The sequence below is a fragment of the Nonomuraea composti genome, from assembly GCF_012034275.1.
In the GTDB taxonomy this organism is placed as follows: domain Bacteria; phylum Actinomycetota; class Actinomycetes; order Streptosporangiales; family Streptosporangiaceae; genus Nonomuraea; species Nonomuraea composti.
This window is the reverse complement of sequence record NZ_JAATEP010000014.1, coordinates 169,147-195,268: the sequence shown is the minus strand read 5'-3', so window position 1 is coordinate 195,268 and position 26,122 is coordinate 169,147. Positions and strand designations below refer to the sequence as shown.

29 protein-coding genes and 1 tRNA gene are annotated in these 26,122 nt (G+C 70.4%); 12 read left to right on the top strand and 18 right to left on the bottom strand.

The genetic code is table 11. The features are described 5' to 3' along the window. Window positions 1-46 precede the first annotated feature (46 nt). The 3 genes from HCN51_RS21600 to rlmB form a co-directional block, all read right to left on the bottom strand. Window positions 47-484, bottom strand: a complete 438-nt coding sequence (locus HCN51_RS21600; RefSeq protein ID WP_168011308.1) for a DUF6461 domain-containing protein — start codon at window positions 482-484, stop codon at window positions 47-49. Window positions 485-1,955: 1,471 nt separating this feature from the next. Further along, a tRNA-Thr gene (locus HCN51_RS21595) sits at window positions 1,956-2,028 on the bottom strand. A 20-nt stretch (window positions 2,029-2,048) separates the two neighbouring features. After that, the gene (rlmB, locus tag HCN51_RS21590) at window positions 2,049-3,014 is read right to left on the bottom strand and encodes a 23S rRNA (guanosine(2251)-2'-O)-methyltransferase RlmB (RefSeq protein WP_168011307.1); all 966 of its coding nucleotides are present in this window, start codon (window positions 3,012-3,014) and stop codon (window positions 2,049-2,051) included. A gap of 108 nt (window positions 3,015-3,122) precedes the next feature. On the opposite strand from rlmB, the gene HCN51_RS21585 reads away from it, so the two are divergent. Both HCN51_RS21585 and HCN51_RS21580 read left to right on the top strand, forming a co-directional pair. Further along, complete coding sequence (locus HCN51_RS21585) at window positions 3,123-3,623, top strand: SigE family RNA polymerase sigma factor (protein ID WP_168011306.1); 501 nt, start codon at window positions 3,123-3,125, stop codon at window positions 3,621-3,623. Next, entirely contained in the window at window positions 3,620-4,819 is a 1,200-nt protein-coding gene (locus HCN51_RS21580; protein ID WP_168011305.1) for a TolB family protein, read from the top strand. Before HCN51_RS21585 ends, HCN51_RS21580 begins: the two co-directional genes overlap by 4 nt. Before the next feature lie 128 nt (window positions 4,820-4,947). Here the strand turns inward: HCN51_RS21580 and cysS are convergent, their stop codons facing one another. Together cysS and HCN51_RS21570 are read right to left on the bottom strand one after the other, a co-directional pair. Further along, window positions 4,948-6,339, bottom strand: coding sequence for a cysteine--tRNA ligase (cysS, locus tag HCN51_RS21575; protein ID WP_168011304.1), 1,392 nt, complete (start codon window positions 6,337-6,339; stop codon window positions 4,948-4,950). Window positions 6,340-6,382: 43 nt separating this feature from the next. Next, entirely contained in the window at window positions 6,383-6,769 is a 387-nt protein-coding gene (locus tag HCN51_RS21570; protein WP_168011303.1) for a PPOX class F420-dependent oxidoreductase, read from the bottom strand. Window positions 6,770-6,827: 58 nt separating this feature from the next. Between HCN51_RS21570 and HCN51_RS58145 the strand changes: the two genes are divergently transcribed. Continuing rightward, window positions 6,828-7,853: a DUF2637 domain-containing protein gene (locus HCN51_RS58145; protein WP_206067387.1), complete on the top strand. Its 1,026-nt coding sequence runs from the start codon at window positions 6,828-6,830 to the stop codon at window positions 7,851-7,853. A 70-nt stretch (window positions 7,854-7,923) separates the two neighbouring features. Here HCN51_RS58145 and HCN51_RS21560 read toward each other — a convergent pair whose 3' ends face one another. The 4 genes from HCN51_RS21560 to HCN51_RS21545 form a co-directional block, all read right to left on the bottom strand. After that, complete coding sequence (locus tag HCN51_RS21560; RefSeq protein ID WP_080043321.1) at window positions 7,924-8,193, bottom strand: GlsB/YeaQ/YmgE family stress response membrane protein; 270 nt, start codon at window positions 8,191-8,193, stop codon at window positions 7,924-7,926. A gap of 97 nt (window positions 8,194-8,290) precedes the next feature. Next, window positions 8,291-8,581: a GlsB/YeaQ/YmgE family stress response membrane protein gene (locus tag HCN51_RS21555; protein ID WP_080043322.1), complete on the bottom strand. Its 291-nt coding sequence runs from the start codon at window positions 8,579-8,581 to the stop codon at window positions 8,291-8,293. A gap of 187 nt (window positions 8,582-8,768) precedes the next feature. Continuing rightward, window positions 8,769-9,239, bottom strand: coding sequence for a 2-C-methyl-D-erythritol 2,4-cyclodiphosphate synthase (ispF, locus tag HCN51_RS21550; protein WP_168011302.1), 471 nt, complete (start codon window positions 9,237-9,239; stop codon window positions 8,769-8,771). Between the two features lie 17 nt (window positions 9,240-9,256). Continuing rightward, complete coding sequence (locus HCN51_RS21545) at window positions 9,257-9,739, bottom strand: CarD family transcriptional regulator (protein ID WP_020544658.1); 483 nt, start codon at window positions 9,737-9,739, stop codon at window positions 9,257-9,259. A gap of 168 nt (window positions 9,740-9,907) precedes the next feature. Here HCN51_RS21545 and HCN51_RS21540 point away from each other — a divergent pair, with 168 nt between their 5' ends. After that, window positions 9,908-10,573 carry a copper chaperone PCu(A)C gene (locus tag HCN51_RS21540; protein ID WP_240973085.1) on the top strand — a complete coding sequence of 222 codons (666 nt, stop codon included), beginning with the start codon at window positions 9,908-9,910 and terminating at the stop codon, window positions 10,571-10,573. Window positions 10,574-10,651: 78 nt separating this feature from the next. Here HCN51_RS21540 and HCN51_RS21535 read toward each other — a convergent pair whose 3' ends face one another. Together HCN51_RS21535 and HCN51_RS21530 are read right to left on the bottom strand one after the other, a co-directional pair. Beyond that, window positions 10,652-11,344 (bottom strand): response regulator transcription factor, encoded by a 693-nt coding sequence (locus tag HCN51_RS21535; protein WP_080043325.1) that lies wholly within the window; start codon window positions 11,342-11,344, stop codon window positions 10,652-10,654. Beyond that, a complete protein-coding gene (locus tag HCN51_RS21530; protein WP_080043326.1) occupies window positions 11,341-12,513 on the bottom strand; it encodes a sensor histidine kinase in 1,173 nt (390 codons plus the stop codon). The genes HCN51_RS21535 and HCN51_RS21530 overlap by 4 nt, the downstream gene beginning before the upstream one ends. 133 nt (window positions 12,514-12,646) lie before the next feature. Here HCN51_RS21530 and phoU point away from each other — a divergent pair, with 133 nt between their 5' ends. Next, window positions 12,647-13,291, top strand: a complete 645-nt coding sequence (gene phoU / locus HCN51_RS21525; protein WP_080043327.1) for a phosphate signaling complex protein PhoU — start codon at window positions 12,647-12,649, stop codon at window positions 13,289-13,291. Window positions 13,292-13,419: 128 nt separating this feature from the next. Here phoU and HCN51_RS21520 read toward each other — a convergent pair whose 3' ends face one another. Beyond that, entirely contained in the window at window positions 13,420-13,704 is a 285-nt protein-coding gene (locus HCN51_RS21520) for a hypothetical protein (protein ID WP_080043328.1), read from the bottom strand. A gap of 97 nt (window positions 13,705-13,801) precedes the next feature. Between HCN51_RS21520 and HCN51_RS21515 the strand changes: the two genes are divergently transcribed. After that, a complete protein-coding gene (locus HCN51_RS21515) occupies window positions 13,802-14,218 on the top strand; it encodes a VOC family protein (RefSeq protein ID WP_168011301.1) in 417 nt (138 codons plus the stop codon). A 10-nt stretch (window positions 14,219-14,228) separates the two neighbouring features. Continuing rightward, window positions 14,229-14,444 (top strand): hypothetical protein, encoded by a 216-nt coding sequence (locus HCN51_RS21510; protein WP_080043329.1) that lies wholly within the window; start codon window positions 14,229-14,231, stop codon window positions 14,442-14,444. Window positions 14,445-14,460: 16 nt separating this feature from the next. Here HCN51_RS21510 and HCN51_RS21505 read toward each other — a convergent pair whose 3' ends face one another. Further along, a complete protein-coding gene (locus HCN51_RS21505; protein ID WP_206067386.1) occupies window positions 14,461-16,212 on the bottom strand; it encodes a peroxidase family protein in 1,752 nt (583 codons plus the stop codon). Between the two features lie 85 nt (window positions 16,213-16,297). Between HCN51_RS21505 and HCN51_RS21500 the strand changes: the two genes are divergently transcribed. Together HCN51_RS21500 and HCN51_RS21495 are read left to right on the top strand one after the other, a co-directional pair. Next, on the top strand, window positions 16,298-17,677 hold the full coding sequence (locus HCN51_RS21500) for a cytochrome P450 (protein WP_168011300.1): 1,380 nt from the start codon (window positions 16,298-16,300) through the stop codon (window positions 17,675-17,677). 131 nt (window positions 17,678-17,808) lie between these two features. Further along, window positions 17,809-19,665, top strand: coding sequence for an adenylyl cyclase (locus tag HCN51_RS21495; RefSeq protein WP_168011299.1), 1,857 nt, complete (start codon window positions 17,809-17,811; stop codon window positions 19,663-19,665). A gap of 72 nt (window positions 19,666-19,737) precedes the next feature. Here the strand turns inward: HCN51_RS21495 and HCN51_RS21490 are convergent, their stop codons facing one another. From HCN51_RS21490 to HCN51_RS21480, 3 genes are all read right to left on the bottom strand, one after another. Next, entirely contained in the window at window positions 19,738-19,965 is a 228-nt protein-coding gene (locus tag HCN51_RS21490) for a carbon-nitrogen hydrolase family protein (protein WP_168011298.1), read from the bottom strand. Continuing rightward, window positions 19,962-20,426: a nuclear transport factor 2 family protein gene (locus tag HCN51_RS21485; protein ID WP_168011297.1), complete on the bottom strand. Its 465-nt coding sequence runs from the start codon at window positions 20,424-20,426 to the stop codon at window positions 19,962-19,964. Before HCN51_RS21485 ends, HCN51_RS21490 begins: the two co-directional genes overlap by 4 nt. A 78-nt stretch (window positions 20,427-20,504) precedes the next feature. Next, complete coding sequence (locus tag HCN51_RS21480; RefSeq protein WP_168011296.1) at window positions 20,505-22,028, bottom strand: FAD-dependent monooxygenase; 1,524 nt, start codon at window positions 22,026-22,028, stop codon at window positions 20,505-20,507. 112 nt (window positions 22,029-22,140) lie between these two features. Between HCN51_RS21480 and HCN51_RS21475 the strand changes: the two genes are divergently transcribed. Beyond that, a complete protein-coding gene (locus HCN51_RS21475; protein ID WP_168011295.1) occupies window positions 22,141-22,923 on the top strand; it encodes a TetR/AcrR family transcriptional regulator in 783 nt (260 codons plus the stop codon). A gap of 15 nt (window positions 22,924-22,938) precedes the next feature. Here the strand turns inward: HCN51_RS21475 and HCN51_RS21470 are convergent, their stop codons facing one another. Next, window positions 22,939-23,676 (bottom strand): hypothetical protein, encoded by a 738-nt coding sequence (locus HCN51_RS21470; protein ID WP_168011294.1) that lies wholly within the window; start codon window positions 23,674-23,676, stop codon window positions 22,939-22,941. Window positions 23,677-24,062: 386 nt separating this feature from the next. On the opposite strand from HCN51_RS21470, the gene HCN51_RS61435 reads away from it, so the two are divergent. Both HCN51_RS61435 and HCN51_RS59605 read left to right on the top strand, forming a co-directional pair. After that, a complete protein-coding gene (locus HCN51_RS61435; RefSeq protein ID WP_277350053.1) occupies window positions 24,063-24,188 on the top strand; it encodes a hypothetical protein in 126 nt (41 codons plus the stop codon). A gap of 93 nt (window positions 24,189-24,281) precedes the next feature. After that, window positions 24,282-24,893, top strand: coding sequence for a VOC family protein (locus HCN51_RS59605; protein ID WP_240973084.1), 612 nt, complete (start codon window positions 24,282-24,284; stop codon window positions 24,891-24,893). A 246-nt stretch (window positions 24,894-25,139) separates the two neighbouring features. Here the strand turns inward: HCN51_RS59605 and HCN51_RS21455 are convergent, their stop codons facing one another. Beyond that, window positions 25,140-26,099 carry an aspartate/glutamate racemase family protein gene (locus HCN51_RS21455; RefSeq protein WP_240973083.1) on the bottom strand — a complete coding sequence of 320 codons (960 nt, stop codon included), beginning with the start codon at window positions 26,097-26,099 and terminating at the stop codon, window positions 25,140-25,142. Between the last annotated feature and the right edge of the window lie 23 nt (window positions 26,100-26,122).

Genomic DNA, 26,122 nt, shown 5'->3' with positions numbered 1-26,122 from the left:
GGCCCACAGGCTGCTCTCAGCACTGTGCCGGATCGCCGATCCCCTCTCACCAGGCGGCTTGCAAATGATCAGTCGAACCGGTCAGAGCTGGTCTGGCGTAGTGGGCGCGAGACAGGTGTACGCCCGTCGCTCGGGAGGCGAGAGCCAGAGCGCCGGCAACGCGGTTCTCGCAGTATCCGTCGCCGCAGAGGTTCAGATCACGGGCATCCGCGAGGAACCGATCGGGATCATCTCCTTCCCGGTAGCGGTACCCGTACAAGCCGAACGTGGTGATCAACCGCTCATTCGCCCAGAAGCTGAACTCCGAGTCCTCGACATTGGCGAACACCGTCGCCACGGCCGTCCCCAATGACAGCGGCTCCGCCACGTTGGTGACGTACCTGGTCCCCCATCCAGTGTCGGCCAGGACGGTTCCGCCCTGCGCGGCATACGCGGCGACGCTGAACTTGCCGGAAGTGCCCGGGGTGACCTTGATCCGCCGCATGGCGTCCGCTGGGGACAGATCACGGACGAAAATTGATGCACAACTCGGTGGTACCGACACCATCGGTCCAACGGTCGCTCAGCCAGGCGTAGTCCGCCGCCGCCCCACCCATGCGCACTCCTATGGCGTCCAGATCGCCGTCAGCCTAAACGATCACTGGCGACGCTTATAGGCCGCTCTGACTGAGCATCCCGTCTGCGGCCGGCCCGCCCCAAAGGGGTAGCGGGCCTGCTCCATGTGTCCCGGGGCAATGGCAGACGGAGAAAATCAGTTTCTCTCCCTCAGCCACGCCCCAGCGTGACGTGACGCAGGGCGATCAACCCGAGCCGGTTGCCTCCGCCGGAGGGCACAGATCTCCTTGGCGCAGGGAGCTTAGACGACACCCCCCCGCATGCGATCATCATGGTCATGTCATTGACCGGAAAGGACCGTGCCGCGTAGGCCGCCTTCGGAGGTCCGAACACGAGGATCAGCGTGTGGGACCCATAGAGCTGTGATCCATCACGTTCCCGGGCTCGGCCGTCGTCCGATGACGGCCGTGATCACCCTCGAACACACTCACATGTGGCCGGGCGCCGTGGCGGCAGCCCTGACGGCTTGGCAGAAGGCGGCCCTGACAGGGACCGCCGACCACGTCTTCTTCACATGCGCGTGCCATGAGTGCACCGGTGACGCATCCCGCCGACGCCTGCAACAGGCTCTCACCGGCTTACCCCCATGGGCCAGGCCGCATCTGTACGCCCTGGTCCTTCCTATCGACGTGTACTACCTCCGCAGAACCTCACCCATGCCGCCTACATCGCCCGACTCGGATTGGACGTGGTGGCAACGGCGTCGTCGGCGTGCGAATCAGGGCGCGTAGAGGCATGACCGGCGTGGTTAGGTCGCACCGCAACGATGGCCGGCGCATCCGGCGGCTACGGCGGCTCGCGTGCGGTGGCCTCCCCGGTGTCCCATCGCCGTCCGAACGGGTCCCAAGGCTGCTCGCCCAGACGGCTGGTGGGCAGTGAGCCGGGCATACGCCTGCGCAGCGCAGACTGCTGGAGACCGAGAACATCACCCCTGAGCAAATCCGCAACCATCGCGTGGTGCGGCAACTCGTCTCCGACCTGTTGACGATGCAGGACCCGGCATCGAATGAGCTGCGGGAGCCGGCCGAACGCGTCGGAAGCAAGCAGGGTTACGCCAGATGAGCCGGGTAAGCGAGCCGACCAAGCGGCGCAGCGGGGTTTGAGCCGGGGGTTTGGGGGGCCGCGCCCCCCAATGTCACAGCCCGAACCCCAAGGCGCGAAGCGCCCCCACGAGAGGACCGAGCTTTGGGACTGGGGGCTTGGGGGGCGGTGCCCCCCAATGTCACTGCCTGAGCTTCCCTGCGCGAAGCGCTCCCCTTGCGATGACCACGCGTTGCCCCCCGGAAAACCCGAAAGGCCCCTGAGGGCGGTTCGCCTGTTCAGGGGCCTTCTGGTTGCAGAGCCGACGAGGGGAATCGAACCCCTGACCTTCTGTTTACAAGACAGATGCTCTGCCGATTGAGCTACGTCGGCACGGCCTACCAGTGTAGACGCTAGAGACGCCTGTGACGAGCGGCTTCATACAGCGCCACCCCTGCCGCCACCCCCGCGTTGAGTGATTCGGCGGCGGCGCGCATCGGGATGCGGGCCAGGACGTCGCAGTGCTCGCGGACGAGCCGCGAAAGCCCCTTGCCTTCGGAGCCGACGACGACGACGAGGGGCTCGGTCAGGAGCTCGACGTCGCCGATGTCGGTGTCGCCCGCGCCGTCGAGGCCGAGGACGAAGAGGCCGGCTTCGCGGTATTCGCGCAGGGCGGCGGTGAGGTTGGCGGCGCGGGCGACGCGGAGGTTGGCGAGGGTGCCGGCCGAGGTCTTCCAGGCGCCGCCGGTGACGCCGGCGGAGCGGCGGGACGGGATGAGCAGGCCGTGGGCGCCGAACGCGGTGGCCGAGCGGGCGATGGCGCCGAGGTTGCGCGGGTCGGTGACGGAGTCGAGGGCGACGATCAGCGGGACCTCGGCGGCCTCCTGGGCGAGCTCGACGAGCTCGGACGGGTGCGCGTAGTCGTAGGCCGGGATCTGCAGGGCGATGCCCTGGTGGACGCCGCCTTCGGTGAGGCGGTCGAGCTTGTCGCGGCTGACTTCGAGCAGGGCGATGCCGCGCTCGGCTGCGATCTTGATGGAGTCGCGGACGCGGTCGTCGTTGTCGATGCGCTGGGCGATGTAGAGGGCGCTGGCCGGCACTCCGGCGTGCAGGGCCTCCAGGACGGGGTTGCGGCCGCCGATGTGCTCGGGAGCGTCTTCGGAGCGGCGCTGCTGCCTGGCGGGCGCGGGGCGGCGGGTGCCGCTCTGCTCCTCGCGGGCGATGCGCTCGGCGCGCGCCTTGTCCTTGTACCAGTGCCGCATTTCGGCGGGCGGTGTCGCGCCCCGGCCTTCGAGTGACCGGCGCTTCTGCCCCCCGGTGCCTTTGGACGGGCCCTTTTTCTTCGCGGGCCTGCCCGATGCCCTGCCGCCTGCTGCCATGTGTTCAAGGGTACTGGGGCCGCCGGTCAGCTCTGCCCAATCCGGATTCAACAAATGTCGCGTCAAGTCCGTCTCTGGGGTGACGTACGACGGGAAAGGCGATGACAGGTGGATGACGACTCCCGGTTCACGGAGTTCGTCGCCGAGCGGGCCAACGCGTTACTGCGCTACGGCTTCGCGCTCAGCGGCAACCCGCACGACGCGGCCGACCTGACGCAGGAGGCGCTGGTCAGGCTGCACCGGGCCTGGCCGAGGGTGCGCAGGAAGGAGGATCCGGAGCGGTACACGAAGGTCATCATGGCGCGGCTGCACATCAGCGTCTGGCGGCGCCGCCGGCGCGAGCAGCTCGCGTGGGCGCTGCCGGAAACGCCCCTGCACGACGTGCTGCCTTCCGACGGCGACCAGGAGCTGTGGCAGGCGCTGGCGCGGCTGCCGCGCAAGCAGCGGGCCGTGCTCGTCCTGCGCTTCTACGAGCAGCTTCCGGACGCGGAGATCGCGGACGTCCTCGGCATCTCCCAGGGGACGGTACGCAGTCACGCCTCGCTCGGCCTGGCCAGGCTGAGAACCCTGATCCCCCACCGTTCGCCCGCCGAAGGGAGCGCCTCATGAGCAACGATCTGGAATCCGACCTGGCCAGGGTCATCGGCCGCGCGGCCGAGGGCGCGCCGCAGGCCCCGAGCGACCTGCCCGCGCGCGTCGTGGGCCGCTCGCGCCGCCGCAGGTCCCGCACGCTGGCCGCGGCGACGGCGGCGGCGGTGGTCGTGGTGGCGGGCGGGGTCGCCCTGTCGGTACGGGGCCTCGAGGGCGCTCCGGAGGTGGCCGTGAATCCAGTGCCGGTCACCCCCACGACGCGGCAACAGGCGACGATCCCCGGCCCCGTCGAGCAGGTCTGGCCGGACGCCGTCTGGAAGATCCCGGCGAAGCTGAAGGAAGGAGGCCGCAAGCTCCGCCCCGTCATCCTGATCGACGACCGCACCTTGCTGCTGGAGACGTGGGCGAGCCACGAGAAGGCCGACGCCCTGTACGCGTACGACCTGGACACAGGCAAGACCCGCAAGATCACCGACATCCGCACCCCGAAGGGCGTGTTCGCCTCGGCGTTCACGGCCGGAGCGGGCCGCATCTTCTGGCAGACGATCGAGGACACGCGGACGAGGCTCTGGTCGGTGCCGGTCGAGGGCGGCGAGCCGATGGAGATCCCCACCGACGCCCCTATCAGGAAGGGCGCGGACAAGCTGGTGGTGACCGGCGACCGCCTGGCCTTCTCGGCCTTCCAGGGCGGCGGCGTCTTCACCGTCCCCCTGGACGGCGGCGCCGTGACCCCGGTGCGGAACGCCGGCGAGCACCACATCCTGGTCTGGCCGTGGGTGGGCCTGCCCGGCGAGTACACGCCCGACAACGAGCCCAGCTTCAAGGAGCTCTACAACGTCGAGAACGGCGACATGAGCCTGGCCCTCGTCCGCCCCGGCGACCAGTACGTCAGGTGCGGCGTGACCACCTGCGTCGGCGTGGGGGCGGACGGGAAGCCGTTCGTCCGCCTGCGCGACGGCTCTCAGGAGCGCGAGCTGCCGGAGAGCGCGATGCACGGCCTGTCGATGGACCGCTTCATGACGGTGAGCCCGCCCACACGGGGTCAGGCCCTGGTCGACCTGGTGACCGGGAAGTCGGGCGACCTGGGCCTGCGTCCCGACGCCAGGGGCGTGATGACGAGCGTCCAGCCGGGCATCACGAACGACCGGCTGGTGTGGTACGAGCTCAAGGGCCAGCTCGTGATCATCGACCTGGCCCGGATCGCGAGAGGTTAGCGGCTGAGCTCCCGCTCGACCTGGCCCGGATCGCGGGACGTCAGCGGCTGAGCTCCCGCTCGACCTGGCCCGGATCGCGGGACGTCAGCGGCTGAGCTCCCGCTCGACCTGGCCCGGATCGCGGGACGTCAGCGGCTGAGCTCCCAGCGGGCGCCGTGGGGCGTGTCCTCGACGGTGATGCCGGCGGCGGCGAGCTGGTTCCTGATGGCGTCGGCGGCCGCGTAGTCCTTGCGTTCCCTGGCGGCCTTGCGCTGCTCCAGCGCCACCGCCACCAGCGCGTCGACGACCGGCGTGAGGTCGGAGCCGGCGCCGCGCCACTGCGGGGAGCGGGGGTCGAGGCCCAGGACGTCGAGCATGTTCTGGGTCTCGGCCAGCAGCCGGGCCACGGCCTCCTTGTCGCCGCGCGACAGCGCGACGTTGCCCTCGCGCACGACCTCGTGCACGACGGCCAGCGCCTGCGGCGTGCCGAGGTCGTCGTCGAGCGCGTCGGCGAACGCCTGCGGCAGCGGCGCGTCGGCGTCGACGTCGTGGATGACCTCGGCGGCGCGCGTCACGAACCCCTCGATGCGCTGGTACGCGGCGGCGGCCTCCAGCAGCGCCTCCTCGGAGTACTCGATGGAGGAGCGGTAGTGGGGGCCGGCCAGGTAGTAGCGCAGCTCCACGGGACGGACCTTCTGCACCATCTCGGGGATCAGCAGCGAGTTGCCGAGCGACTTGCTCATCTTCTCGGCGCCGATCTTGAGCATGCCGTTGTGCATCCAGTACTGGGCGAACCCGTCGCCGGCCGCCTGCGACTGGGCGATCTCGTTCTCGTGGTGCGGGAAGATCAGGTCGATGCCGCCGCCGTGGATGTCGAACGTCGGGCCCAGGTACTTCGTGGCCATGGCCGAGCACTCAAGGTGCCAGCCGGGCCGCCCGGGGCCCCACGGCGTGGGCCAGGTGGGCTCGCCGGGCTTGGCGCCCTTCCACAGGGCGAAGTCGCGCGGGTCGCGCTTGCACGACTCGTCGTCGGTGTCGGCGGCGGGCCGCATGTTCTCCAGCTTCTGGTTGGAGAGCGAGCCGTAGCGGTCGGCGTAGGACTGCACGTCGAAGTAGACGTCGCCGCCGGACGCGTACGCGTGCCCGCGCTCGATCAGCCGCTCCATCAGCGTGATCATCTCGGGGACGTGCCCCGTGGCGCGCGGCTCGACGGTCGGCGGCAGGCAGCCCAGCGTGTCGTAGGCCCAGGTGAAGGCGCGCTGGTTGCGCTCGGCCACGACGAACCAGGGCACGCTCTCCTCGGCGGACACCCTGATGATCTTGTCGTCGATGTCGGTGACGTTGCGGCAGAACCGCACGTCGTAGCCGGAGCGCGCCATCCAGCGCCGGAGCACGTCGAAGTTGACGCCGGAGCGGATGTGGCCGATGTGCGGCGGAGCCTGCACGGTGGCCCCACACAGGTAAATCGACGCCCGGCCGGCTTCGACCGGAACGAATTCACGGATGGTGCGCGTGCTGGTGTCGTAGATGTGCAGGCTCACGAAGGCAAGGCTAACGCCTCCGCGCCGTTACCACCCCTATAAATCAGGTCCGCAAGAACACCCGGTCCGGCGAGATCCGAACGACAAGTCGCTCGGTGCCCGGTTTGTCCTCCCAGGAGGTGCCCTGGTACTTCTGCGAGAGCTCCTCGATGAGCGCGCCCTCGGGGTCGGGCGTCATGGTCACCCGGCCGCGCACCTCGACATACCGGTTCGGGTCGTCCGGGTCCATCACCAGCAGGCTGACCCGGGGGTCCCGCTCGAAGTTGCGCGGCTTCCTGCGCCCCTTCACGGTCGAGAACAGGATCTCGTCGCCGTACGTACGCACCCACACCACCGACGACTGCGGCCCGCCGTCGGGGTTGAGGCTCGTCACCGTGGCGTGATTGGGCGCGTCCAGGAGTTTCCGGACATCTTCCGTCAGCAGTGGCATGCTCGAGTCTCCCTTGATCGGTCTGCGCCCATCATTGTTCTGTAGGCTCGAAACCGCCATGGACGTGACTCCCCCCTCTACGCTTCGCCGCCTGGGCATCGCCCTGGCCGGGCTCGCGGTCGCCGCACTCGCCGGGGCCGCCTGCGCGCTGTCGTTCGACGACCTGCGCGCGCTGGCCCTCACCGGCGAGGCCAGGCCCGACCTCGCCTTCCTCTACCCGGCGGCCTTCGACGCGCTCCTGCTGATCGCGCTGCTCGGCGTGCTGCTGCTGCGCCCGGCCAGGATGCTGGTCCGCGTGCAGGCGGCGTTCGTGCTGGTCCTGCTGATCGCGGCGGCCGCCGCGGTGAACGTGGCCGGCGCGGTGCGCTTCACGTTCGGCGTGCGTGAGACGGCCGTGGGCGTCGCCCTGGCGCCGTGGGTCATGCTGGCGCTGGCGCTGTGGTTGTGGTTGCTGCTCATCAAGCACGTACGCGGGCCGGAGCGCGTCCCCGGCGACGACCGTACGGCGGAGCGCGACATCGTGCCCTTCCACGGCCCCGAGGCGGCTCCTCCGCTGGAGTCCGAGGCGTCCGCGCCTCCCGTCCTGGAGCCCACGCCGGTGGTCGGCCCCACAGCCGCCCCTGAGACCCCTCCGGTCTCGGCCCGGGTCTCCGAGTGGCCGATGCGCGAAGAGGAGCTCCGGCGGGCGTCTGAGCCCGTACAGAGGGAGTTAGAGCCGGAGCTCGCCCCCCAGCCCGAGCCTGACCCCGAGCCGGAGCCTGACCCTGAGCCTGAGCCTGAGCCTGAGCCTGAGCCTGAGCCCGAGCGTGACCCTGAGCCTGAGCCGCTGAAGCGCCCCGTCCGCTGGGGCGACCGCGTCAAGCCCACCGACGTGCTGGTCCACCCCCGTCCAGAAGAACAGGAAGAGGACGAGCAGGACGATCAGGACGCCGACACCCAGCCGCACCCCGTCATCGAGGACGAGCCTCCGGCCGCCGAGCGTCAGGAGGAGATGGAGGACACCGCCCCGCACCCGGTGATCCACGACGACACCCCTGCGCCGTCCGGGCGTCTGAGGAGCACTCCGCGCCCGCCTGAGGGCTGATTCAGGACATGGGCGGGCCCGCCCGGAAGCGTTTCCGGGCGGGCCGATGTATCCCGCCTTGCGCCGGCTGTCAGACGCGGGATCCGCGCTTGAGCCCGGCGACCAGGCCAACGCCGACGACGGCGAGCACCACCTGCATCACCAGCTCGATCCAGTCGATGCCGGGTGTCGTCTCCACGCCCAGCACCTGCGCGAGCAGCGTGCCCACCAGGGCCGCGACGATACCGACGACGATGGTGAGGATCCACCCGATGGCCTGCCTGCCGGGAAGCAGCAGGCGACCGATTGCGCCAATCACGGCGCCGATCACGATGGCGCCAAGGATGGATTCGATGGTCATGATGTGAAACCTCCCCATGAGGGTGAGCGGTTCATCCTCACGGGGAGGTGGCTACCCGATCTACGGCGATTATGCATCGCCTTGACGAAGCCCCAGGTCAGGTCATAGTGCGGCCGCTTCTGCCACCGCCGCGGCCCATGCCCATCCGGGTCACGAGCAGCACGCCGATGACGGCCAGGGCGAGCTGGAGTATGTGCTCGATCCAGTCGATCCCTCGTGTGTCGGCCCAGCCGAACGCATGGGCGATCAGCGTGCCCAGCAGCGCGGCCACGATGCCCACGATGAGGGTCAGGCCGATGGACATGTTCTGCCTGCCGGGCACCAGCAGTCTGGCCAGCGCACCGACGATGGCGCCGATGACTACTGCGGAAACAATCGCGCCGATCATGTGTAGCTCCCCCCGAGACGTTCACATGTCTTGGGGGGACACATACCCCCTGAGCAGGCAAACTACCCAAGGGGAAGGCGGCGGCCCGTACCGCGCCAGTGACGAACCGCCGCCTCCGAACGGAGCGGGCCAGGCGACGACCCGCCGAGGACACCCTCACGCGTCCCTACGTTATGACGCGGGAAGCTCAGGAAAGGTTGACGACCAGCGCCGTCGCGATGGCCGCGATGCCCTCGCCGCGCCCGGTCAGCCCGAGCCCGTCGGTGGTGGTGGCGGACACGCTGACCGGCGCTCCCGCCGCGGCGCTGAGTGCCTTCTCGGCCTCTTCGCGGCGCGGCGCCAGCTTGGGCCGGTTGCCGATCACCTGGACGGCGATGTTGCCGATCTCGAAGCCGGCCGCGCGCACCTGGCGCGCGGTCTCCTCCAGGAGAGCGGCACCCGAGGCGCCGGCCCAGCGGGGATCCGCGGTGCCGAACAGCCGCCCCAGATCGCCCAGCCCGGCCGCCGACAGCAGCGCGTCGCAGGCCGCGTGCGCGGCGGCGTCGCCGTCGGAGTGCCCTTCGAGGCCGGTCTCTCCCGGCCAGTGCAGGCCCGCGAGGTTGAGCTCGCGCCCTGACTCACTCGATGAGAACGGGTGGACGTCGACTCCGACGCCCACCCGTGGAAGATTCGTCTTCAGGAGTTGAGAACCTCGTCGAGCAGGGCCTCGGCCTTGTCCTCATTGGTCTTCTCGGCCAGAGCCAGCTCGCTGACCAGGATCTGACGAGCCTTGGCGAGCATGCGCTTCTCGCCTGCGGACAGGCCGCGCTCGCGGTCCCTCCGCCACAGGTCCCGAACCACCTCGGCGACCTTGTTCACATCCCCGGAGGCGAGCTTCTCCAGATTGGCCTTGTAGCGACGAGACCAGTTGGTCGGCTCCTCGGTGTGCGGCATCCGAAGGACGTCGAAAACCCGCTCAAGGCCTTCCTGGCCCACAACATCGCGCACGCCGACGAGTTCTGCGTTTTCAGCTGGCACCTGGACGGTAAGGTCGCCCTTGTCGACCTTGAGCACCAGGTAGGTCTTTTCCTCACCCTTGATGGATCGCGTCGTGATTGCTTCGATCCGAGCAGCCCCATGGTGGGGGTAGACGACAGTGTCGCCGACCTGGAAAGTCATGTGACAAGTACCCCTTCCGCTGTACTCCAGGGTACCACGCATCCACAGCCTCCCGGAACAGTGAAATCCTCATAACTGCAGGTCAAAGCCGCATATTGGGGCTTGACAAGCGCTCAACTCTATGAATCGCATTTCCGGACATAGCGAATGACCTGCGGGGGTGTGGATATGACCTTGCATTGGGGTGGATATGGTGGGCGCTGCAACATCACGCACGCGCGACACCTGCGCAAGACCAAGGAGTACCCGCCCGTGACCAGCCGTCGCTGGATTGCTGTAGCCGCCGCCTTCTTGGCAGCCCCCGCGCTCGCGGGCTGCGCGGCCGGTTTCGACGCCACCACCAACAAGGCCTACGCCCCCAACGAAGCACAAGTGCTGATCGATAAGGGCGCATACGGCAAGAGCGACATTCACATCCCCCAGGCGTTCATCCTCGGCCCCGACTCCGGAGCGCAGCTCCCCTGGCGCGGATCCGCCCCCATCTACCTCAACATCCTCAACACCGCGGGCACCCCCGACACCCTCCAGGCGGTCTCCGCGGGCAACATGGGCACGGTCAAGGTCGCGGCCCCGATCCAGCTCCCGAGCAACACGCTCGTCAACACCGGCAAGCCCAGCCCCCAGCTCATGCTCGAGGCGATCCCCAAGAGCCTCAGGGGCGGCGAGACCATCAAGCTGGACCTCCAGTTCGCCAACGCCGGGGTCGTGTCCATGAACGTGCCTGTGGTGACGCGCAGCCGCGAGTTCAAGGACTACCCGCCGGCCCCGGGCGCCACCGCGGCTCCCACGCCCACCCCGACCCCGTCCGCCACCGCGGCCGAAGAGGGTCACTGACGACATGAGAGAACCCCGGCGCCTCCATCGAGACGCCGGGGTTCTTCGCTTTCGCGCACTCCTCGACGGAGCTTTCACTCACTCCTCGACGGCGTCGAACTTGTAGCCCAGGCCGCGCACGGTCAGGATGCAGCGCGGGTTCGACGGGTCGGACTCGATCTTGGCGCGCAGGCGCTTGACGTGCACGTCCAGCGTCTTGGTGTCGCCCACGTAGTCGGCGCCCCAGACGCGGTCGATGAGCTGGCCCCTGGTGAGCACCCGCCCCGCGTTGCGCAGCAGCACCTCCAGCAGCTCGAACTCCTTCAGCGGCAGCTGCACCTGCTCGCCCCGCACGGCCACCACGTGCCGGTCGACGTCCATGCGCACCGGGCCGACGGCCAGCACGGCCGTCTCCAGCTCCTCCACCACGTCGCCCTGGCGGCGCAGCACCGCGCGGATGCGGGCCACCAGCTCGCGCGAGGAGAACGGCTTGGTGACGTAGTCGTCGGCGCCCAGCTCCAGGCCCACGACCTTGTCGATCTCGCTGTCCTTGGCCGTCAGCATGATCACCGGCACCTTGGAGCGCTGCCGCAGCGAGCGGCACACCTCCGTGCCGGGCAGACCGGGCAGCATCAGGTCGAGCAGCACCAGATCGGCACCGTTGCGGTCGAAGGTGTCGAGCGCCTCGGGCCCGGTCGCCGCGACGGAGACCTCGAAGCCCTCCTTGCGCAGCATGTAGGACAAGGCGTCGGAGAAGGACTCCTCGTCCTCCACGACGAGTACTCGGGTCATTTGGCTGCCTCCAGGGGAATCGAGGGTGGTACTGCCACCGCCGTGCCGCCGAAGGCGGGCAGGCGGAGGGTGAAGGTGGAGCCGGACCCTTCCTTGCTCCAGACGGACACCTCGCCGGCGTGCGCGGCGGCGACGTGCTTGACGATGGCCAGGCCGAGGCCGGTGCCGCCGGTGGCGCGCGACCGGGCCGCGTCCACGCGGAAGAACCGCTCGAAGATGCGCTCCAGCGCCTCCTCGGGGATGCCGATGCCCTGGTCGCTGACGCTGATCTCGACGGAGTCGCCCGCGGGCCGCACGCTGACGACGACCCTCGTGTGCTCGGGGCTGTAGGCGACCGCGTTGTCAATGAGGTTGCGCAGGGCCGTGACGAGCAGCTCGTCGTCGCCCCAGATCCGCAGGCCCTCGGTGCCGCCGGTGACCAGCGCGATGTCCTTGGCGGACGCTCTGGTGTTGCAGTACTCGATGGCGTCGTGGATGGCCTCGTCGATCGAGACCTGACCCGGCGTCGGGATGGGCTCGGCGCCCTGGATCCGGCTGAGCGTGATCAGGTCCTGGATGAGGTAGTTGAGCCGGGCCGCCTCGTGCTGCATGCGCCCGGCGAAGCGGCTGACCGCCTCGGGGTCGTCGGCGGCGTCCTGGATGGTCTCGGCCAGCAGGCTCATGGCGCCCACCGGGGTCTTCAGCTCGTGGCTGACGTTGGCGACGAAGTCGCGGCGCACGGCCTCGACCCGGCGCCGCTCGGTCTGGTCCTCCGCCAGCACCAGCACCTGGCCGTAGGAGCCGAGGGGCGCGACGCGGACGGCGAAGTTGGTGGTCTCCTGGCCGAACTTGTGGCCGGCGACGTCGATCTCGCTCTCGCGGATCTCGCCGTCGCGGCGTACCTGCCTCGCCAGGGCGAGCAGCTCCGCGGCCATCAGGCGATCGCCCTTGACCAGCCCGAACGCGCGGGCGGCCGAGCTGGCGCGCAGCACGCGGTCGTGGGCGTCAAGGACCACGGCGGACGAGGGCAGCACGGCCAGCACCGACGCGACGCCCTGCGGCAGCGCGGCACCGGTCTCCACGCCGTCCGCGGCGGCGGCACGGTTGGGGGCCTCGATCTGGTTACGGTAGAACAGCACCGCCAGCGCGCCCACCACGAACCCGGCCAGGGCCGCGAAGCTCATGGCCATCTCACTCATGCCTCCGATGGTAGGTGGCCTTCCTGTACGGACAGACCCCCTCATCAGGGGATGAACGGCTCTTTCCTGGAAAGTTCATCTTGCTGTAGGGGTTCGTTCATCGACCGGGCCGTACGGTGACGACATGCGCGACGCGTACCATGAAGAACTTGATGCACTGACTGACAAGCTGGTGGAGATGACCCGGCTTGTCCGCTCGGCGATCTCCCGTGCCACCACGGCCCTCCTCGACTCCGACCTGCAGCTCGCCGAGAGCGTCATCACGCGGGACGAGGAAGTGAACTCGGTGTTCGCCGACATCGAGACGACCATCTTCGAGCTGATGGCCCGGCAGCAGCCGGTCGCGGTGGACCTGCGAATGGTCATCACGGCGCTGCGCATGGGCACCGACCTGGAGCGCATGGGCGACCTGGCGGTGCACGTCGCCAAGGTGGCCCGCCTGCGCCACCCCGACTCCGCGATCCCGCCGGAGCTGCGCTCCACCATCCTGGAGATGGGCCAGATCGCCGAGAACCTGGTCACCAAGGCCGGGAGCTGCGTGGCGTCGCGTGACGTGGACTCGGCGATGGAGCTCGAACAGGACGACGACGCGATGGACCGCCTGCATCGCAAGCTGTTCAGGAGCATCCTGGCCAAGGACTGGCAGCACGGGGTGGAGCCGGCCATCGACATCACGCTGGTGGGCCGCTACTACGAGCGGTACGCCGACCACGCGGTACGGGTCGCCCAGGACGTCGTCTACCTCGTCACCGGCACCCGCCCGAGCTGACGACCGGCCGGGCTGGGCGAAGGAGGCTCCCTCCGCCCAGCTCTCCAACCGGTCTGCCCGTGGGAGATGCTAGGGCCGCGCCCGCCGGACGCACGCGACTTCACCGAAGCCCGGATCACTATGGGTGCTTAATTCCCGCTTGGCGGCCAGGTCGGCCACTGGGGCGGCGGCGGGGGGTCCAGCCGCGCCCCGTACCGCTCGGCCCGCTCGTGGCAGTCGGGGCACAGCGGCTCGTCCCTCGACCTGGCCACCGCCTCCGGCGTGGCCGGGCGCATGGTGCCCAGGGCGGTGAAGCCCGGCGGGAACCCCGTCTGAGGGTCGATCAGGAAGGTGACGACCTCCTTCGGGTCGAAGGTGAACTCGCGTTTACAGACGAAACAACGGCCTGTCGCCGTCTCCCGCTCCTGCGGCATGATGTCCTCCTGCGCGTGCTCGCCGTTCCATCCTGGCCGATGGATCGATCAGGAATCGAGAAGCGGCGGCTCCCCGGCCCCGCCTAGCGTGACCGCCATGGACATCTCCATCCATTCGAGTTTCCTGCCGCACGACGACCCGGACGCCGCCCTGGCGTTCTACCGCGACGTCCTCGGCTTCGAGGTGCGCGACGACGCCGGCTACGACGGGATGCGCTGGATCAGGGTCGGCCCCGCGAACCAGCCCGGCACCTCCGTCGTCCTGCAGCCGCCGGCCGCCGACCCGGGCGTCACCGACGACGAGCGCCGCGTCATCGCCGAGATGATGGCCAAGGGCACCTACGCCGGCATCAACCTCGCGACCACCGACCTCGACGGCCTCTTCGAGCGGCTGCAGGCCGCCGACGCCGAGATCGTCCAGGAGCCGATCGAGCAGCCGTACGGGGTGCGTGACTGCGCCGTGCGCGACCCGGCGGGCAACCTGATCCGCATCCAGGAAGTGCCCCCGGCCTAGGAGGCTCGTCATGAGATCGAGCAAGTGGGTGCGTCAGAGTCACCGCTGGCTGTCGGTCGCTTTCACGGTGACCGTGCTCGCCGCCATGGTCGCCGTCTCGCGGGAGGAGCCCGCGATGTGGGTGGTCTACCTGCCGCTGTTCCCGCTGGTCCTGCAGTTCCTCACCGGCCTGTTCCTGTTCGTGCTGCCGTACGCGTCGAAGCGGCGGGCCGCGCGCGAGACCTGACCGTGCCGCCCCCGCGTCAGGCCGGCCTGCGCCAGGGCGCGAAGGCGTGCGGGAGGCCGTCGAGCGCGGGGGCGAGCTCGGGGTGGTGGCGCAGCAGGACCTCGGTCATGCCGGTCCGGTCGATCCAGTCCAGCCCCTCCGGGCTGTAGATCTCGGGGGTGAACAGGTCGGTGAAGAACGGGTCGCTCTTGAGCCTGCGGGACGCCATGAGCACGAACACGCGGAAGGCCGTGTCGGACATCGCGAAACCGGGCGGCTTGGGCTCGGCGAGCAGGCCGACGGTGACGTCCACGCGCTCCAGGTCGCCGTCGTAGACCTCCTCGATCTCGCGCGCCCACCCCGGGTCGTCCGACAGCCGCGCGAAGTCGGTGACCGGGCGTTTGCGCAGCATGCGGCGGAAGTCGTTGTAGCGGGGGACGCCGCGCTCGCGGTCGCGCAGCAGGTCGAGGGTGCCGATGTCGATGCGCTCGCCGCTGGTGCGCACGAGGTCGCGCATCGAGCGCGGATGGTTGTGCAGGGTCAGCGCCCCCGGGTTCATGGCGCCGAAGGAGTAGAGCCAGTCGGACATGCCGTGCCGGTCGACGGCGGCGCGGGTGTGCTGCCCCTGGATCGGGAGCAGCTCCTCGACGGTGATCAGGCTGCCGTCGCGGTGGGAGCGCACCGGGTAGTCGTCGCGGATCAGCGGATGGAACCGGTAGGAGGCGACGAACTCCTCCGTCATCGAGTACGGGGCGGCGTGGTGGTTCATGGGTGAGCCGAGGATGCCGGAGACGACCTCGCCCCGCCCGACCCGGCCGTAGCGGCGGCGGAAGCCGGGGCCCAGCAGGCCCGCCCAGTTGGCGTGCATGGCCAGGCGGACGGCACGGTTGCCGAGGATGGCCGGCGTCCACTCGACCGTGTGGATCCGCGCCATGACGGCGACGTTGACCAGGCGGGCCGTGTGGAAGAGCCGCTCGTCGTCCCACGACGGGTACGCCGCGCGCAGCCTGCCGCAGATCGCGTTGTGCTCCTTGACGAACAGCGTGTGCAGCAGCGCCAGCCCGACCCAGTAGTTGTCGTTGAACCCGGTCAGGTCGATGCCGGCCAGGCCCGGCGCGGTCTCCTCCGGCAGCCGGCCGTCGTGGAGGATCATCCGGCCGTCCTCGCCGGTGCGCAGCGCGCGGCAGTGCCGCTCCGAGCTGCCGTAGAGCTGCGAGCCGTCCCACCAGTGGGTGACGGTGTTCTCGTAGGTGGGCGGGGCGTCCGGCTCGGTGTGGGGGGTGGGGTCGGGGCGGCTCCTTCGTACGCACATGGCCGGCTCGTACCAGTGGTCGCCGTCGGGGATCGGCACCCTCATGGGCTCGGTCAGGCGGTTGTCGCCGTGGCTGAACCAGTCGTGGTTCTGGAACTGGATCCAGGCGGCGGCCAGCATGTTCAGCGACGTGGCCGGGATGAGGTCGCGCCTGGTCAGCAGGCGGTTGGCGACGTCGCGGGGGTTGGGCGACAGCAGCCCCTCGGGGTGGGTCATGGGCAGCGGGGCGTTGCGGTCGAAGCGGGTGCCGGCCCGGCCCATGTCGGCGTCGCCCGGGTCGTAGCCGGAGCCGTCGTAGCTGCGGTGGCGCGGGCGGGGCCCGGAGACCCGTGGCCGTTCGCCGCCCGCCGGGCGGGTGTCGTACAGGTTGTGCCGGCGCAGCGCCGCCCGCATCCTGGCCAGCGCCGCGAGCTGGAGCGGGAACGGCAACTCGTGCCACTCCGGCGCGGACAGGCCGCCGATCCTTGCCTGGGACATGGCCGATCACCGCCTTTCACGGTCTTCACTAATAGTAACTCTTTAACTACAATTTGTGATATCCCCAAGGTCTGGAGGCCGGGCGATGGGTCAGCCGCCGCACGCGAGCCGGATGGAGAGCCTGGCGTTCTCCGTGCTCTACACGCTGCCGGAGTTCGCTCGCGGCGTCGTTATCCGCAGGCCCGCCATGGTCGGGCTGATCGCCCGGCTCCGCACGCACGACGCGGCGCAGCGCTTCTGCATGCGGCTGCGCGTGCGTCACGGCGGCCGGTCCGTGTACGTGCGGAGCCTGCGCGGAAAGGTGCTCGTGCTGCTCTCGCAGGGGGACGTCGAGCGCGTGCTGAGCGGCAGCGACGAGGTCTTCTCCCTCCGGACGAAGGAGAAGGCACGCGGCTTCTCCCCCTCCCAGCCCGACAGCCTGCTGCTCTCACGCGGGGAGGCGCGCCTCGACCGGCACCGGTTCAACGACGCGGTGCTCCAGCCCGGCACGGTGCCGCACAGCCTCGCCCCGCGGGTCGAGCAGGTGGTCTCCGAAGAGCTCGACGGGGTCTTCGGCCGGGAGCCCGGCGCGGTGGACTGGGGGCGGCTGCGTGCCGGCCACTCCCGGGCGGTCCTGCGGCTGACGCTCGGGGACGCGGCGCGTGACGACGTACGGATCCTGGACGCCCTGAACGCGTTGCGCCGCGAGGGCAACTGGCTCGGCCTGCGGCCCTGGAGGAACGGGAGGGTACGCAGGCTGCGGCGGGTCATGATGACGGGCATCGAGCGCCACCTGGCGGCGGCGGGCGGGGAGAGCCTGGCGGGGACGGGCGGCGAGAGCTCGGGTGGTTCGGTGGAGACGGGCGAGGGGAGCCTGGCCGGCTTGGCCGCGAGCGTGCCCGCGGCTTCGGGCACCTGTCCGGCCGGGCAGGTCCCGCACTGGCTGATGGCCCTGGAGGTGCTGGGCACGACGGTGTTCGGCCCCACCCTGGCGCTGCTCGCCGGCCACCCCGAGCACTACGAGCGGGCGCGGGCCGAGGCGCTCGATCCCGGCGGCGACCGCGCGTTCCTGCGCGCCTGCCTGTACGAGGCGCTGCGCCTGTGGCCCATCGTCTCCACGATGCCCCGGGTCGTCACCGCGCCCGTCGACTGGCACGGAGCCACGCTCCCGCCCGGCACCGACCTCGTGATCCCGGTCGGCGTCCACACCCGCAACCCGCAGATCGACTACGCCGACGCCTTCACCCCCGAGGCGTGGCTCGACGGGCGGGCCGCCGCCGACTGGTGGATCGTGCCGTTCTCGGCCGGGCCGGGCCGCTGCCCGGGGAGCGATTTCGGCGGCACCGTCGGGGCCGCGGCGCTGGCCGCCCTGCTGCGCCAGTACGACTTCCGCCCGGTCGCCCCGCGCCTGGGCCCCGGCCGCCCGCTGCCCAAGGCTCTCGACCCCTTCACCCTGCGGCTGTACGCCGCACCGGTGATGCGCTGACCGCTCTTGTATCGGGGCCGGGTGGCGCGGTAGAAACGTCCGAACCCGTTCTGCATGCCTCGACCCCAGCCCCTCCCCATCCGAGAGAGCGCTCTCTCGCATGGGTTTCTCCATGGAAGGGACGGCCCGCCATGACGACGACCCAGCCCCCAGGCGGCCGGGCGCCGCGCTACGGCCGCGCGCTGTTGACCGCCCTGTTGGCCGCCACCGTTCTGTCGCCCTTATCGGCGGCCCCCGCCTCCGCCAGCACCGCACCGGACCTCGGCCCGAACGTCACCGTCTTCGACCCGAGCATGCCGGTCGCCGACATCCAGGCCACCCTCGACGCCGCCCACGCCGCCCAGGTCGACGACGAGATGGGCACCGACCGCCACGCCTACCTGTTCAAACCCGGCACGTACGGCACCGCCGAGCAGCCCCTCCAGATCAAGGTCGGCTACTACACCGAGATCGCCGGCCTCGGCGCCTCCCCCACCGACGTCGTCATCAACGGCAAGGTCGAGGTCTACAACCGCTGCCTCGCCGACGGCGGCACGAGCAACTGCCTCGCGCTCGTCAACTTCTGGCGCACGCTGTCGAACCTGTCCATCACCATCAACGCCGCCGGCCAGGACGGCTGCCGCTCCTCCGCGAACTTCTGGGCCGTCTCCCAGGCGGTCTCCCTACGCCGGCTCAACGTCACCGGCGGCACCCTCTCCCTCATGGACTACTGCACCGCCGGCCCCCAGTACGCCAGCGGCGGCTTCATCGCCGACTCACGGCTCCCGTCCGTCACGAACGGCTCCCAGCAGCAGTGGCTGACCCGCAACAGCGAGGTCGCCGGCTGGTCGAACGGCGTGTGGAACCAGGTCTTCTCGGGCGTCGTCGGCGCCCCGGCCGAGACCGGCTTCCCCAGCCCGCCGTACACCACCCTCGACACCACCCCCGTCAGCCGCGAGAAGCCCTACCTGTACACCGACGCGCGCGGCAGGTACACCGTCCGCGTGCCCGCCGCCAGGAGGGACACCCGCGGCGTCACCTGGGCCGACGGCCTCACACCCGGCCGCAGCGTGCCTCTCACCGACTTCTACGTCGCCAAGCCGTCCGACTCCGTGCAGGACATCAACCGGCAGCTCTCCCGCGGCAAGAACCTGCTGCTCACCCCCGGCGTGTACGACGTCGCCCGCAGCATCGAGGTCAAGCGGCCCGGCACGGTCGTCCTCGGCCTCGGGCACGCCACGCTCACCGCCGCCCGCGGCGCCGTCCCGCTCGACGTGGCCGACGTGCCCGGCATCGTCGTCGCCGGCGTCACCATCGACGCCGGGCCCGACAAGTCGCCCGTGCTGCTGCGCGTCGGCAAGCGCCACGGGCAGCACCACGGCTCGCCCGACAACCCGACGACCCTGTCCGACGTGTACTTCCGCGTCGGCGGCCCGCACCTCGGCAGCACGGACGTCGCCCTCGAAGTCAACAGCGACCACGTGCTCATCGACCACACCTGGGTGTGGCGCGCCGACCACGGCATCGAAGGGCTCAACGACACCCAGCGCTGGAACACCAACCTGGGCCGCAACGGCGCCGTCATCAACGGCGACCACGTCACCGCGACCGGCCTGTTCGTCGAGCACTTCCAGCAGTACAACACGATCTGGAACGGCGACGACGGCACCACCATCCTCTACCAGAACGAGCTCCCCTACGACCCGCCCACCCAGGCCGACTGGATGAACGGCACCGTCGAGGGCTGGGCCGGCTACAAGGTCGGCGACCGCGTCCGCCGGCACCGGCTGTACGGGGGCGGCGTGTACGTGTTCAACCAGAACAACCCGCAGATCCACACGGAGAACGGGTTCGAGGTGCCGCGGCGGGCGGGGGTGCGGCTGCACCACATCATGACCGTCAACCTCAGCGCCGGCGTCATCGACCACGTCGTCAACGGCACCGGCGACGCCGCCGACACCACCAAGGTCGGCACCCCCATCTCCATCACGGACTACCCGACCCCATAGGACCGCGCCGCCGGCCTTGACTGCGAGGCCGATCCTGCGGCGGGCCGGCCTTTGTCGCGAGGCCGGCCCGCCTCATGACTGGCCCTCCTGCCCCCGCCGGAAGATCGACGGGTTCCGGCGCACGTCCCATCGGGCGAGCATCGACTCACTGCCCACCTCGATCTCGGCCACGACCAGCTCCGGCACCGCACGTCCGGCCGGCTCGGCGACGATCCGGCCGTCCGGGGCGATGACGCGGGTCGCCCCCACCCCCTCCCGCCCCGGCACCGTCCCGGCCATGTCCGCCGCCTGCCGGTTCAAGCCTCCCCGGCCTGCCGCGCGAGGGCCGCCTCGCGTTCGAGCGCGATGTCCCGGAGGAGCGCCGTGTCCTGATAGAACGACCGCTTTTTGGTGATCTTGCCATGGATCACGTCGACCAGCTCCAGAACGGTCATCCGCCACGGGTTGCCGTGCACATCGGTGCCGCTGTTGGTAGCCACGACCACCACGCGGGTGGGGCCGTCGGCGATCAGCTCGTCGATGCTGATGGCCTGAATGTCCAGCCCGGTCAGCTCGTGCATCCGGTGCCGCGCCGGCCCGATGGCGGCGCCCCTGTGGACGCTGCTGTCGGGATGCCCCCAGTTGAGCTCTACTTCCTGCTCGTCGGCCAGCTCCTTGATCGTGGCGAAGTCCGGGCCGCCGGGCACGCGGAGCACGGCTTCGTAGAAGCGGCGGACCACCTCCTTGTTCAGCTCGGACTGGACGGGGCTCTCACTGAGCAATGAACCTTCCTTTCTGCCGTGGATTCGGGACGCGGTCTCGCGCGCCCATCGCGTACCGACCGGACCTGAGGCGGAGTTTCAGGGTGTCGGGGCGCCGAACCAGCGGGTCGCGGCCTCCTGGAACGCCTCCCGATCGAAGTCATGGTCACCCGCCCAGGCGACGACCCCGTCCGGCCGGACCAGCAGGGCGCCGAACCCGAGGTCGTCGCTCGCCGGCCCGCCCGCGTACCGGATCCGCCCCTTCCAGCTCAGCGCCGCGTCGTGCAGGCGCTGCCGGCTGGTGAAGTCGAGCACGACGCCCTGCCCGTCCTGAAGCAGGTCCCCGAGCCGGGTGCCGTCGGCCAGCCGGAAGTCGGGGGCGGTGTGACCGACGAGGGGCTGGTCGCTGCCCAGGTCGTAGCGGTGGAACAGCCCGGACGTGCTGCGGAAGACGTGGGTGGTCCCGTCGCGGGTGGTGAGCAGGTCGCGGATCAGGCGGCGGAGGGCGGGGGCGTTGGGGCCGGGGTTCATGGTGGCGACCTGGGCGCGGGACCAGTCGAGTATGGCCGCGCCGACGGGGTGGCGTTCGGCGGTGTAGGTGTCGAGGAGGCCGGCGGGCGCGGTGCCGTGGATGGTGGCGGCGAGTTTCCAGCCGAGGTTCATGGCGTCGCCGATGCCGAGGTTGAGGCCCTGGCCGCCGAGCGGGGAGTGGATGTGGGCGGCGTCGCCGGCGAGCAGGACGCGGCCGTTGCGGTAGGTCGTGGCCTGCATCGCGCGGTCGGTGAAGCTGGAGGCGAGGTGGACCTCGGTGAGGGTCGCTTCGGTGCCGGAGACGCGGCGCAGGACGGTCTGGAGGTGCTCGCGGGTCAGCGGCTGGGAGCGGTCGAAGGCGCCGCCGTCGAAGTCCATCATGCCGAGGTATCCCTCGAAGGGCGCGCGCATGTACATGCCGGTCGGCGTCCAGGTGAAGCCCATGTCCAGCTCGTGCGGGTCGGCGAAGGTGACGCGGGCGGAGTACCCGGTGAACAGCGGCTCGGTGCCGACGAAGTCGAAGCCGGCGAGGTTGCGTACCGTGCTGCGTCCGCCGTCGCAGCCGACGAGCCAGCGCGCCCGGTGCTCGCGCCCGCCGGCCCGCGCCACGACGGTGTCCCCGTCCTGGGTCACGGCCTCGACGGGAGCGCCGCGCAGGATCCGCACGCCGAGCCTGGCCGCCCGCGCTGCCAGGACCGTCCCGACCGCGTCGAGGCTGGTCATGATGGCCTCCATGGCGGGGCTGGGCAGCCGGAACGGGAGAGCGCCGGTGTCGATGTCGGCCGGATCGAGCAGCATGCCGGCGAAGTGACTCACGCCCCGGGGAGCGGGTGCCTCCCGCACCCCGGGCGCCGCGCCGACCTGCTCCTTGTCAGCGCCCGATGCTTGCAGCAGTTCGTCCAGCATCCCGCGGCGATAGAACGCCTCGACCGACCCGACGTTCAGGCCCCGCAGCCCCAGCGGCAGCTCCTTCCAGGGCGAGGTCTCCTCCGCGTCCCGCTCCAGCACGAGGACGGAGCAGTGCGCCAGCGCGAGCTCCCCGGCCAGGAACAGCCCCACCGGGCCCGCACCCACGATCACCACGTCATACACGTCGAGCCTCCTTCACTCAGGACCGCCGGAACGGTCTTATGGAGCGTCGCTCCATCAATGGAACAGTACTCCATATTGGAACGGCGCTCCAAGCCGTGCCAGAATGTCCAGCATGGCCACCAGGACCCGCCAATCGCAGCGACGCAGGCAGATGCTCACCCGGGAACGCATCGTCGAGACCGCCGTCGAGCTGCTGGACGCGTCGGGAGACGGCGCCCTGACGGTCCGCGCGCTGACCACCCGCCTGGGCACCGGCCCGGGCGCGATCTACTGGCACATCGGCAACATGGACGAGCTCCTGGACGCCGCAGCCGACGCCGTCATCACCGCCGCCCTGACCACGCCTCGCGATGAAGCGGCAGCCACCCAACCCGATGAAGCGGCAACCGCCCAACCCGACGGAGCGGCGGCCACCCATCCCGACCGAGCCGCAGCCACACCTCAGGACGAGATCCGCGCCGTCGCCCTCGGCCTGTTCGACGCGATCGCCGAGCACCCGTGGCTCGCCACCCAGCTCGCCCTGCAGATCACCCGCAACCCCTGGGGCCCGGTCACGCTGCGGATCTTCGAAAGCATCGGCCGCCCGGTCAGCACCCTCGGCGTCCCGCAAGCCGACTGGTTCACCACGACCTCGACCCTGGTCCACTACATCCTCGGCGCGACCGCCCAGACCTCCCAGAGCGACGAAACCGCCACCCAGACCGAGGCCGGCCGGGCCGAGTTCCTCGCCACCGCCTCCAAGGCCTGGCGCGACCTCGACCCCGACGAGTACCCGTTCATGCGCGCCATCGCCGACCAGATGCGCGAGCACGACGACCGCGAGCAGTTCCTCACCGGCATCAACCTCGTCCTCACCGGCATCACCACCCACCACCAGCCGCCCACTGACCCCTGAACGGCAGAGGCCGCCTCAGCGGTGCCGGACCCACACGTTCGGCTCCGCGAGCACACCGACATCCCGCTCCCGGTCCACCTCGACGGGAGCCAGCGCGCCCGCCACCACATAAGGACCCGAGTCGGGAAGAGGCATCCCGGCCCACCCCTCCCACTCCGCGACAGAGCCACACATGACCATGGACCGCTCCGCCGGGCCCAGCAGGCGAGCACCCATCCGGCGGTGCGTACGCAGCCACGGGTCCAACGGCAAGCCGTCCGACCGCGTCCAGGTCATGAAGCGCGCCATCGGCGTCAGGGGGTACCGTGCCTTGAGCGCGGGCCGCACCGGCGCGATCACCCGCACCAGCCCCGCCCGCACGCCCGCGTCGGCAAGCTGCCGCAACATAGCCGCCGCCACCCCTTGCCCCTGCAAGTCGGACCGCACCTGAGCCGCGCCGATAACCAAGGTGTCCGCTTCTCCACCCGCTTCACGCAACTCGACCGCTTGTCGCAGCGCGTCATCGTAACCACCAGGCAGGCCGCCGATGCTGCCGTCCCACCGCACGGCAACGCCCCACCCCCCGGCCGCTATCCGGCCGTCGTCATCGAGGAGCAGCAGACTCAGCTGCCGGAAGTACTCCCGTACGCGATCGAGGAACTGGTCGGCGACCGGGTCATGAAAGATGAACTCCGGCCAGCCGGCACTGAAGATCGCGTCCGCCTGCTCATGCAGGTCCGGCCGGTCAGCGAAGACAACGGGGCTGAGATCCACGCCCGTCGAGCCTACGTAACACCACCCGCAGAACCACGCGGCCACGTCCCGAAGCCGCCCGCACGATGGCCCGGCCGCGTCCCGTGGAGTGAGGCGTGGTGTGGCTGTTCGCCCAGCACCGATCCCCTGATCAGATGAAGTCCCCGTTCGGTGGAGGCGGCGGCAGCGCGGCACACTGAGCTGAGCTGAGCTGAGCTGAGCTGAGCTGAGCCGAGCTGAGCGGAGCTGGTCTGGGACCGGGATGCCGGGCTTGCGCAGCCTGCGCCTGGTTGCCAGCCGTCGCCGGCGGGAGCACACTGACGACGGCAGACGGCGCGGAGTCCGGCTTTGCCCTCGGAGGCCGCGCTGAGCACGGCTCCTGAACTCACCGGCGTGGGGCGGCTCTCATGAGCGATTCCGACGTGCTCGTCCTCTCCGACGTGCTCATCCTCGCCGGCACCGCCGCCCAGATCCACACCCGCCATCCGGGCGGCGACTTGCCCGCCCGACTCCACCGTCCAGCGGTGCCTTGAGCACGGACCACGGCACCGCAATCAGCCGTGAACAACCGCAACTGGGAGAGCCGCGACAGAACCCCTGGCGAGACCGTCCTCAAGGAGGCCGCGATGAGCACCACAGATGCACGCCTCGGCAGCGCCGATCAAAGGATCGAGGTGGTGGTCGTCCCCGTCTCGGACGTCGAACGGGCCAAGGAGTTCTACGGCCGGCTCGGCTGGCGTTCGGACGCCGTGCCGGCGTGGGCTCCTCCGGGCGGGGTGCAGCTCACGCCGCCCGGCTCGGCCTGCTCGGTGCAGTTCGGCGAGCACCTCACGCCGGCACCGCCCGGCTCGGCCACGGCGATCCTGGTCGTCTCCGACATCGAGGCCGCCAGGGACGCCCTGCTCGCGGCGGGTGTCGAGGTGGACGAGATCTTCCACATCGGCCCGCAGGGCAGGATCCCCGGGCTGGATCCCGGCCGCGGCAGCTGCTCACCGAGGAGGTGCGCGACCCCATGCAGATGGGGCCGCTCTTCGACGAGACGGGCCAGGATCGGCCGGTGGCGCTGGCCACGGGGTAGTCCGGGGGATGCGTACGTGGTGCATCCGTTCGCCGTGCACGCCGCCCAGGAGCACCTCGGCACCGAGCCCCGGTTCATGGCGCAGGCGCCGGTCATGCTGACCACGCCGCTGGCGCCCGGCAACGGGGCGACGGCGCTCGCCCGCGCGATCGACTGGTAACCAACGGAACGAGCTCGTGGCCGATGGTGCTCCCATCGGCCACGGATAGATTGATGGCGAGCGGTCGAGGCCGATGACGCTTCACCTCTACCACTCCCATCAGCCACGGACAGACCGACGGCAAGCGGTCGAGCCGGCGATGCTTCGCCTCTACCGCTCCCATTGGCCACGAGTGGACCGACGGCAAATGGTTGAGGTTGGCGAGGATTCGCCTCGACGCCGGGGATCGGGTGCCTGAGGCTCATCTCAGCTCGCCAGCCCCTCCGCGCCGCCGCGCCAAGACGGGAACGGTCGCAGGCCGGCGGCTGCTTCGTATGCGGCGGCCGACAGGAGGCGGGTCGAGTCGAGGGTGGGGAGCGGCGAGTGTTCGGGGGCGATGAGAAGGGAGATCTCGGTGCAGACCAGAGCCACGGCGTCGCAACCTCGGGCGGCCAGCCGTTCGATGATCTTGACGTAGGCGGCTCGTGAGTCCTCGGTGAACACACCGTTGACCAGCTCGTCGAAGATGATCCGGTTGACCACCTCACGCTCGCCGGGGTCTGGTATCTCGGCGGCAATTCCCCGGGCGCCGAGGGCGCGGGGATACACCGGGCCCTCCATCGTGTAGGAGGTGCCCAGCACGCCCACGCGAGTGCGGCCGTCGCGGGCGGCCTGCTCGGCCACCACTTCGGCGATGTGCAGGCCGGGGAGGGCGAGGGCCGGGCCTGGGCGTTCGAGCGCGAGGTGGGCGGTGTTGTCGGGGCAGATGAAGAACTCCGCGCCGGCCCGGCTGAGCCGGTCCACGCTCACGGCGAGTGTCTTGCGCACCGTGTCGTGATCGCCCGCGTCCCAGGCCGCCATGCTGCGGCCGAACGGGATGTAGTCGAGGGTCACGTCGGGGTGGTCATGCTTGCCCAGCCGCCGGAATCCCTCCTGGCAGAAGGACAGGAAGCTCAGCGCGGCGCCCTCGGTGCTGTGCGCGAGGATGCCCAGATGGTGCATGTGTGCGGGCCGGGTGACGGCTCGGGCGTGCGTCGGCAGGGCGGCCGATTGGCCATGTGTAGGCCGGGCCGCCGACTGGTCATGCGTCGGCAGGGCGGCCGGCTGGTCAGAGGCCGGTAGGGCGGCCGGCTGGTCATGGGCAGGCAGGGTGGCGGGCCGGCCGTGCTCGGAGGTGTCGTGGTCGCTGGCGTCAGGCGGGCGAGCCTGTCGTTCCGGGTCACGCATGCACCCCTCCCCCGTTCGGTATG

Coding starts and splice junctions, on each gene's coding strand:
- HCN51_RS21600 (WP_168011308.1), bottom strand. CDS start 484: ATGCGGCGGATCAAGGTCACCCCGGGCACTTCCGGCAAGTTCAGCGTC.
- rlmB (WP_168011307.1), bottom strand. CDS start 3,014: ATGGCAGCAGGCGGCAGGGCATCGGGCAGGCCCGCGAAGAAAAAGGGC.
- HCN51_RS21580 (WP_168011305.1), top strand. CDS start 3,620: ATGAGCAACGATCTGGAATCCGACCTGGCCAGGGTCATCGGCCGCGCG.
- HCN51_RS21570 (WP_168011303.1), bottom strand. CDS start 6,769: ATGCCACTGCTGACGGAAGATGTCCGGAAACTCCTGGACGCGCCCAAT.
- HCN51_RS58145 (WP_206067387.1), top strand. CDS start 6,828: ATGGACGTGACTCCCCCCTCTACGCTTCGCCGCCTGGGCATCGCCCTG.
- HCN51_RS21560 (WP_080043321.1), bottom strand. CDS start 8,193: ATGACCATCGAATCCATCCTTGGCGCCATCGTGATCGGCGCCGTGATT.
- HCN51_RS21555 (WP_080043322.1), bottom strand. CDS start 8,581: ATGATCGGCGCGATTGTTTCCGCAGTAGTCATCGGCGCCATCGTCGGT.
- HCN51_RS21545 (WP_020544658.1), bottom strand. CDS start 9,739: ATGACTTTCCAGGTCGGCGACACTGTCGTCTACCCCCACCATGGGGCT.
- HCN51_RS21540 (WP_240973085.1), top strand. CDS start 9,908: ATGACCTTGCATTGGGGTGGATATGGTGGGCGCTGCAACATCACGCAC.
- HCN51_RS21535 (WP_080043325.1), bottom strand. CDS start 11,344: ATGACCCGAGTACTCGTCGTGGAGGACGAGGAGTCCTTCTCCGACGCC.
- HCN51_RS21530 (WP_080043326.1), bottom strand. CDS start 12,513: ATGGCCATGAGCTTCGCGGCCCTGGCCGGGTTCGTGGTGGGCGCGCTG.
- phoU (WP_080043327.1), top strand. CDS start 12,647: ATGCGCGACGCGTACCATGAAGAACTTGATGCACTGACTGACAAGCTG.
- HCN51_RS21520 (WP_080043328.1), bottom strand. CDS start 13,704: ATGCCGCAGGAGCGGGAGACGGCGACAGGCCGTTGTTTCGTCTGTAAA.
- HCN51_RS21515 (WP_168011301.1), top strand. CDS start 13,802: ATGGACATCTCCATCCATTCGAGTTTCCTGCCGCACGACGACCCGGAC.
- HCN51_RS21510 (WP_080043329.1), top strand. CDS start 14,229: ATGAGATCGAGCAAGTGGGTGCGTCAGAGTCACCGCTGGCTGTCGGTC.
- HCN51_RS21505 (WP_206067386.1), bottom strand. CDS start 16,212: ATGTCCCAGGCAAGGATCGGCGGCCTGTCCGCGCCGGAGTGGCACGAG.
- HCN51_RS21500 (WP_168011300.1), top strand. CDS start 16,298: ATGGGTCAGCCGCCGCACGCGAGCCGGATGGAGAGCCTGGCGTTCTCC.
- HCN51_RS21495 (WP_168011299.1), top strand. CDS start 17,809: ATGACGACGACCCAGCCCCCAGGCGGCCGGGCGCCGCGCTACGGCCGC.
- HCN51_RS21475 (WP_168011295.1), top strand. CDS start 22,141: ATGGCCACCAGGACCCGCCAATCGCAGCGACGCAGGCAGATGCTCACC.
- HCN51_RS61435 (WP_277350053.1), top strand. CDS start 24,063: ATGAGCGATTCCGACGTGCTCGTCCTCTCCGACGTGCTCATCCTCGCC.
- HCN51_RS59605 (WP_240973084.1), top strand. CDS start 24,282: ATGAGCACCACAGATGCACGCCTCGGCAGCGCCGATCAAAGGATCGAG.
- HCN51_RS21455 (WP_240973083.1), bottom strand. CDS start 26,099: ATGCGTGACCCGGAACGACAGGCTCGCCCGCCTGACGCCAGCGACCAC.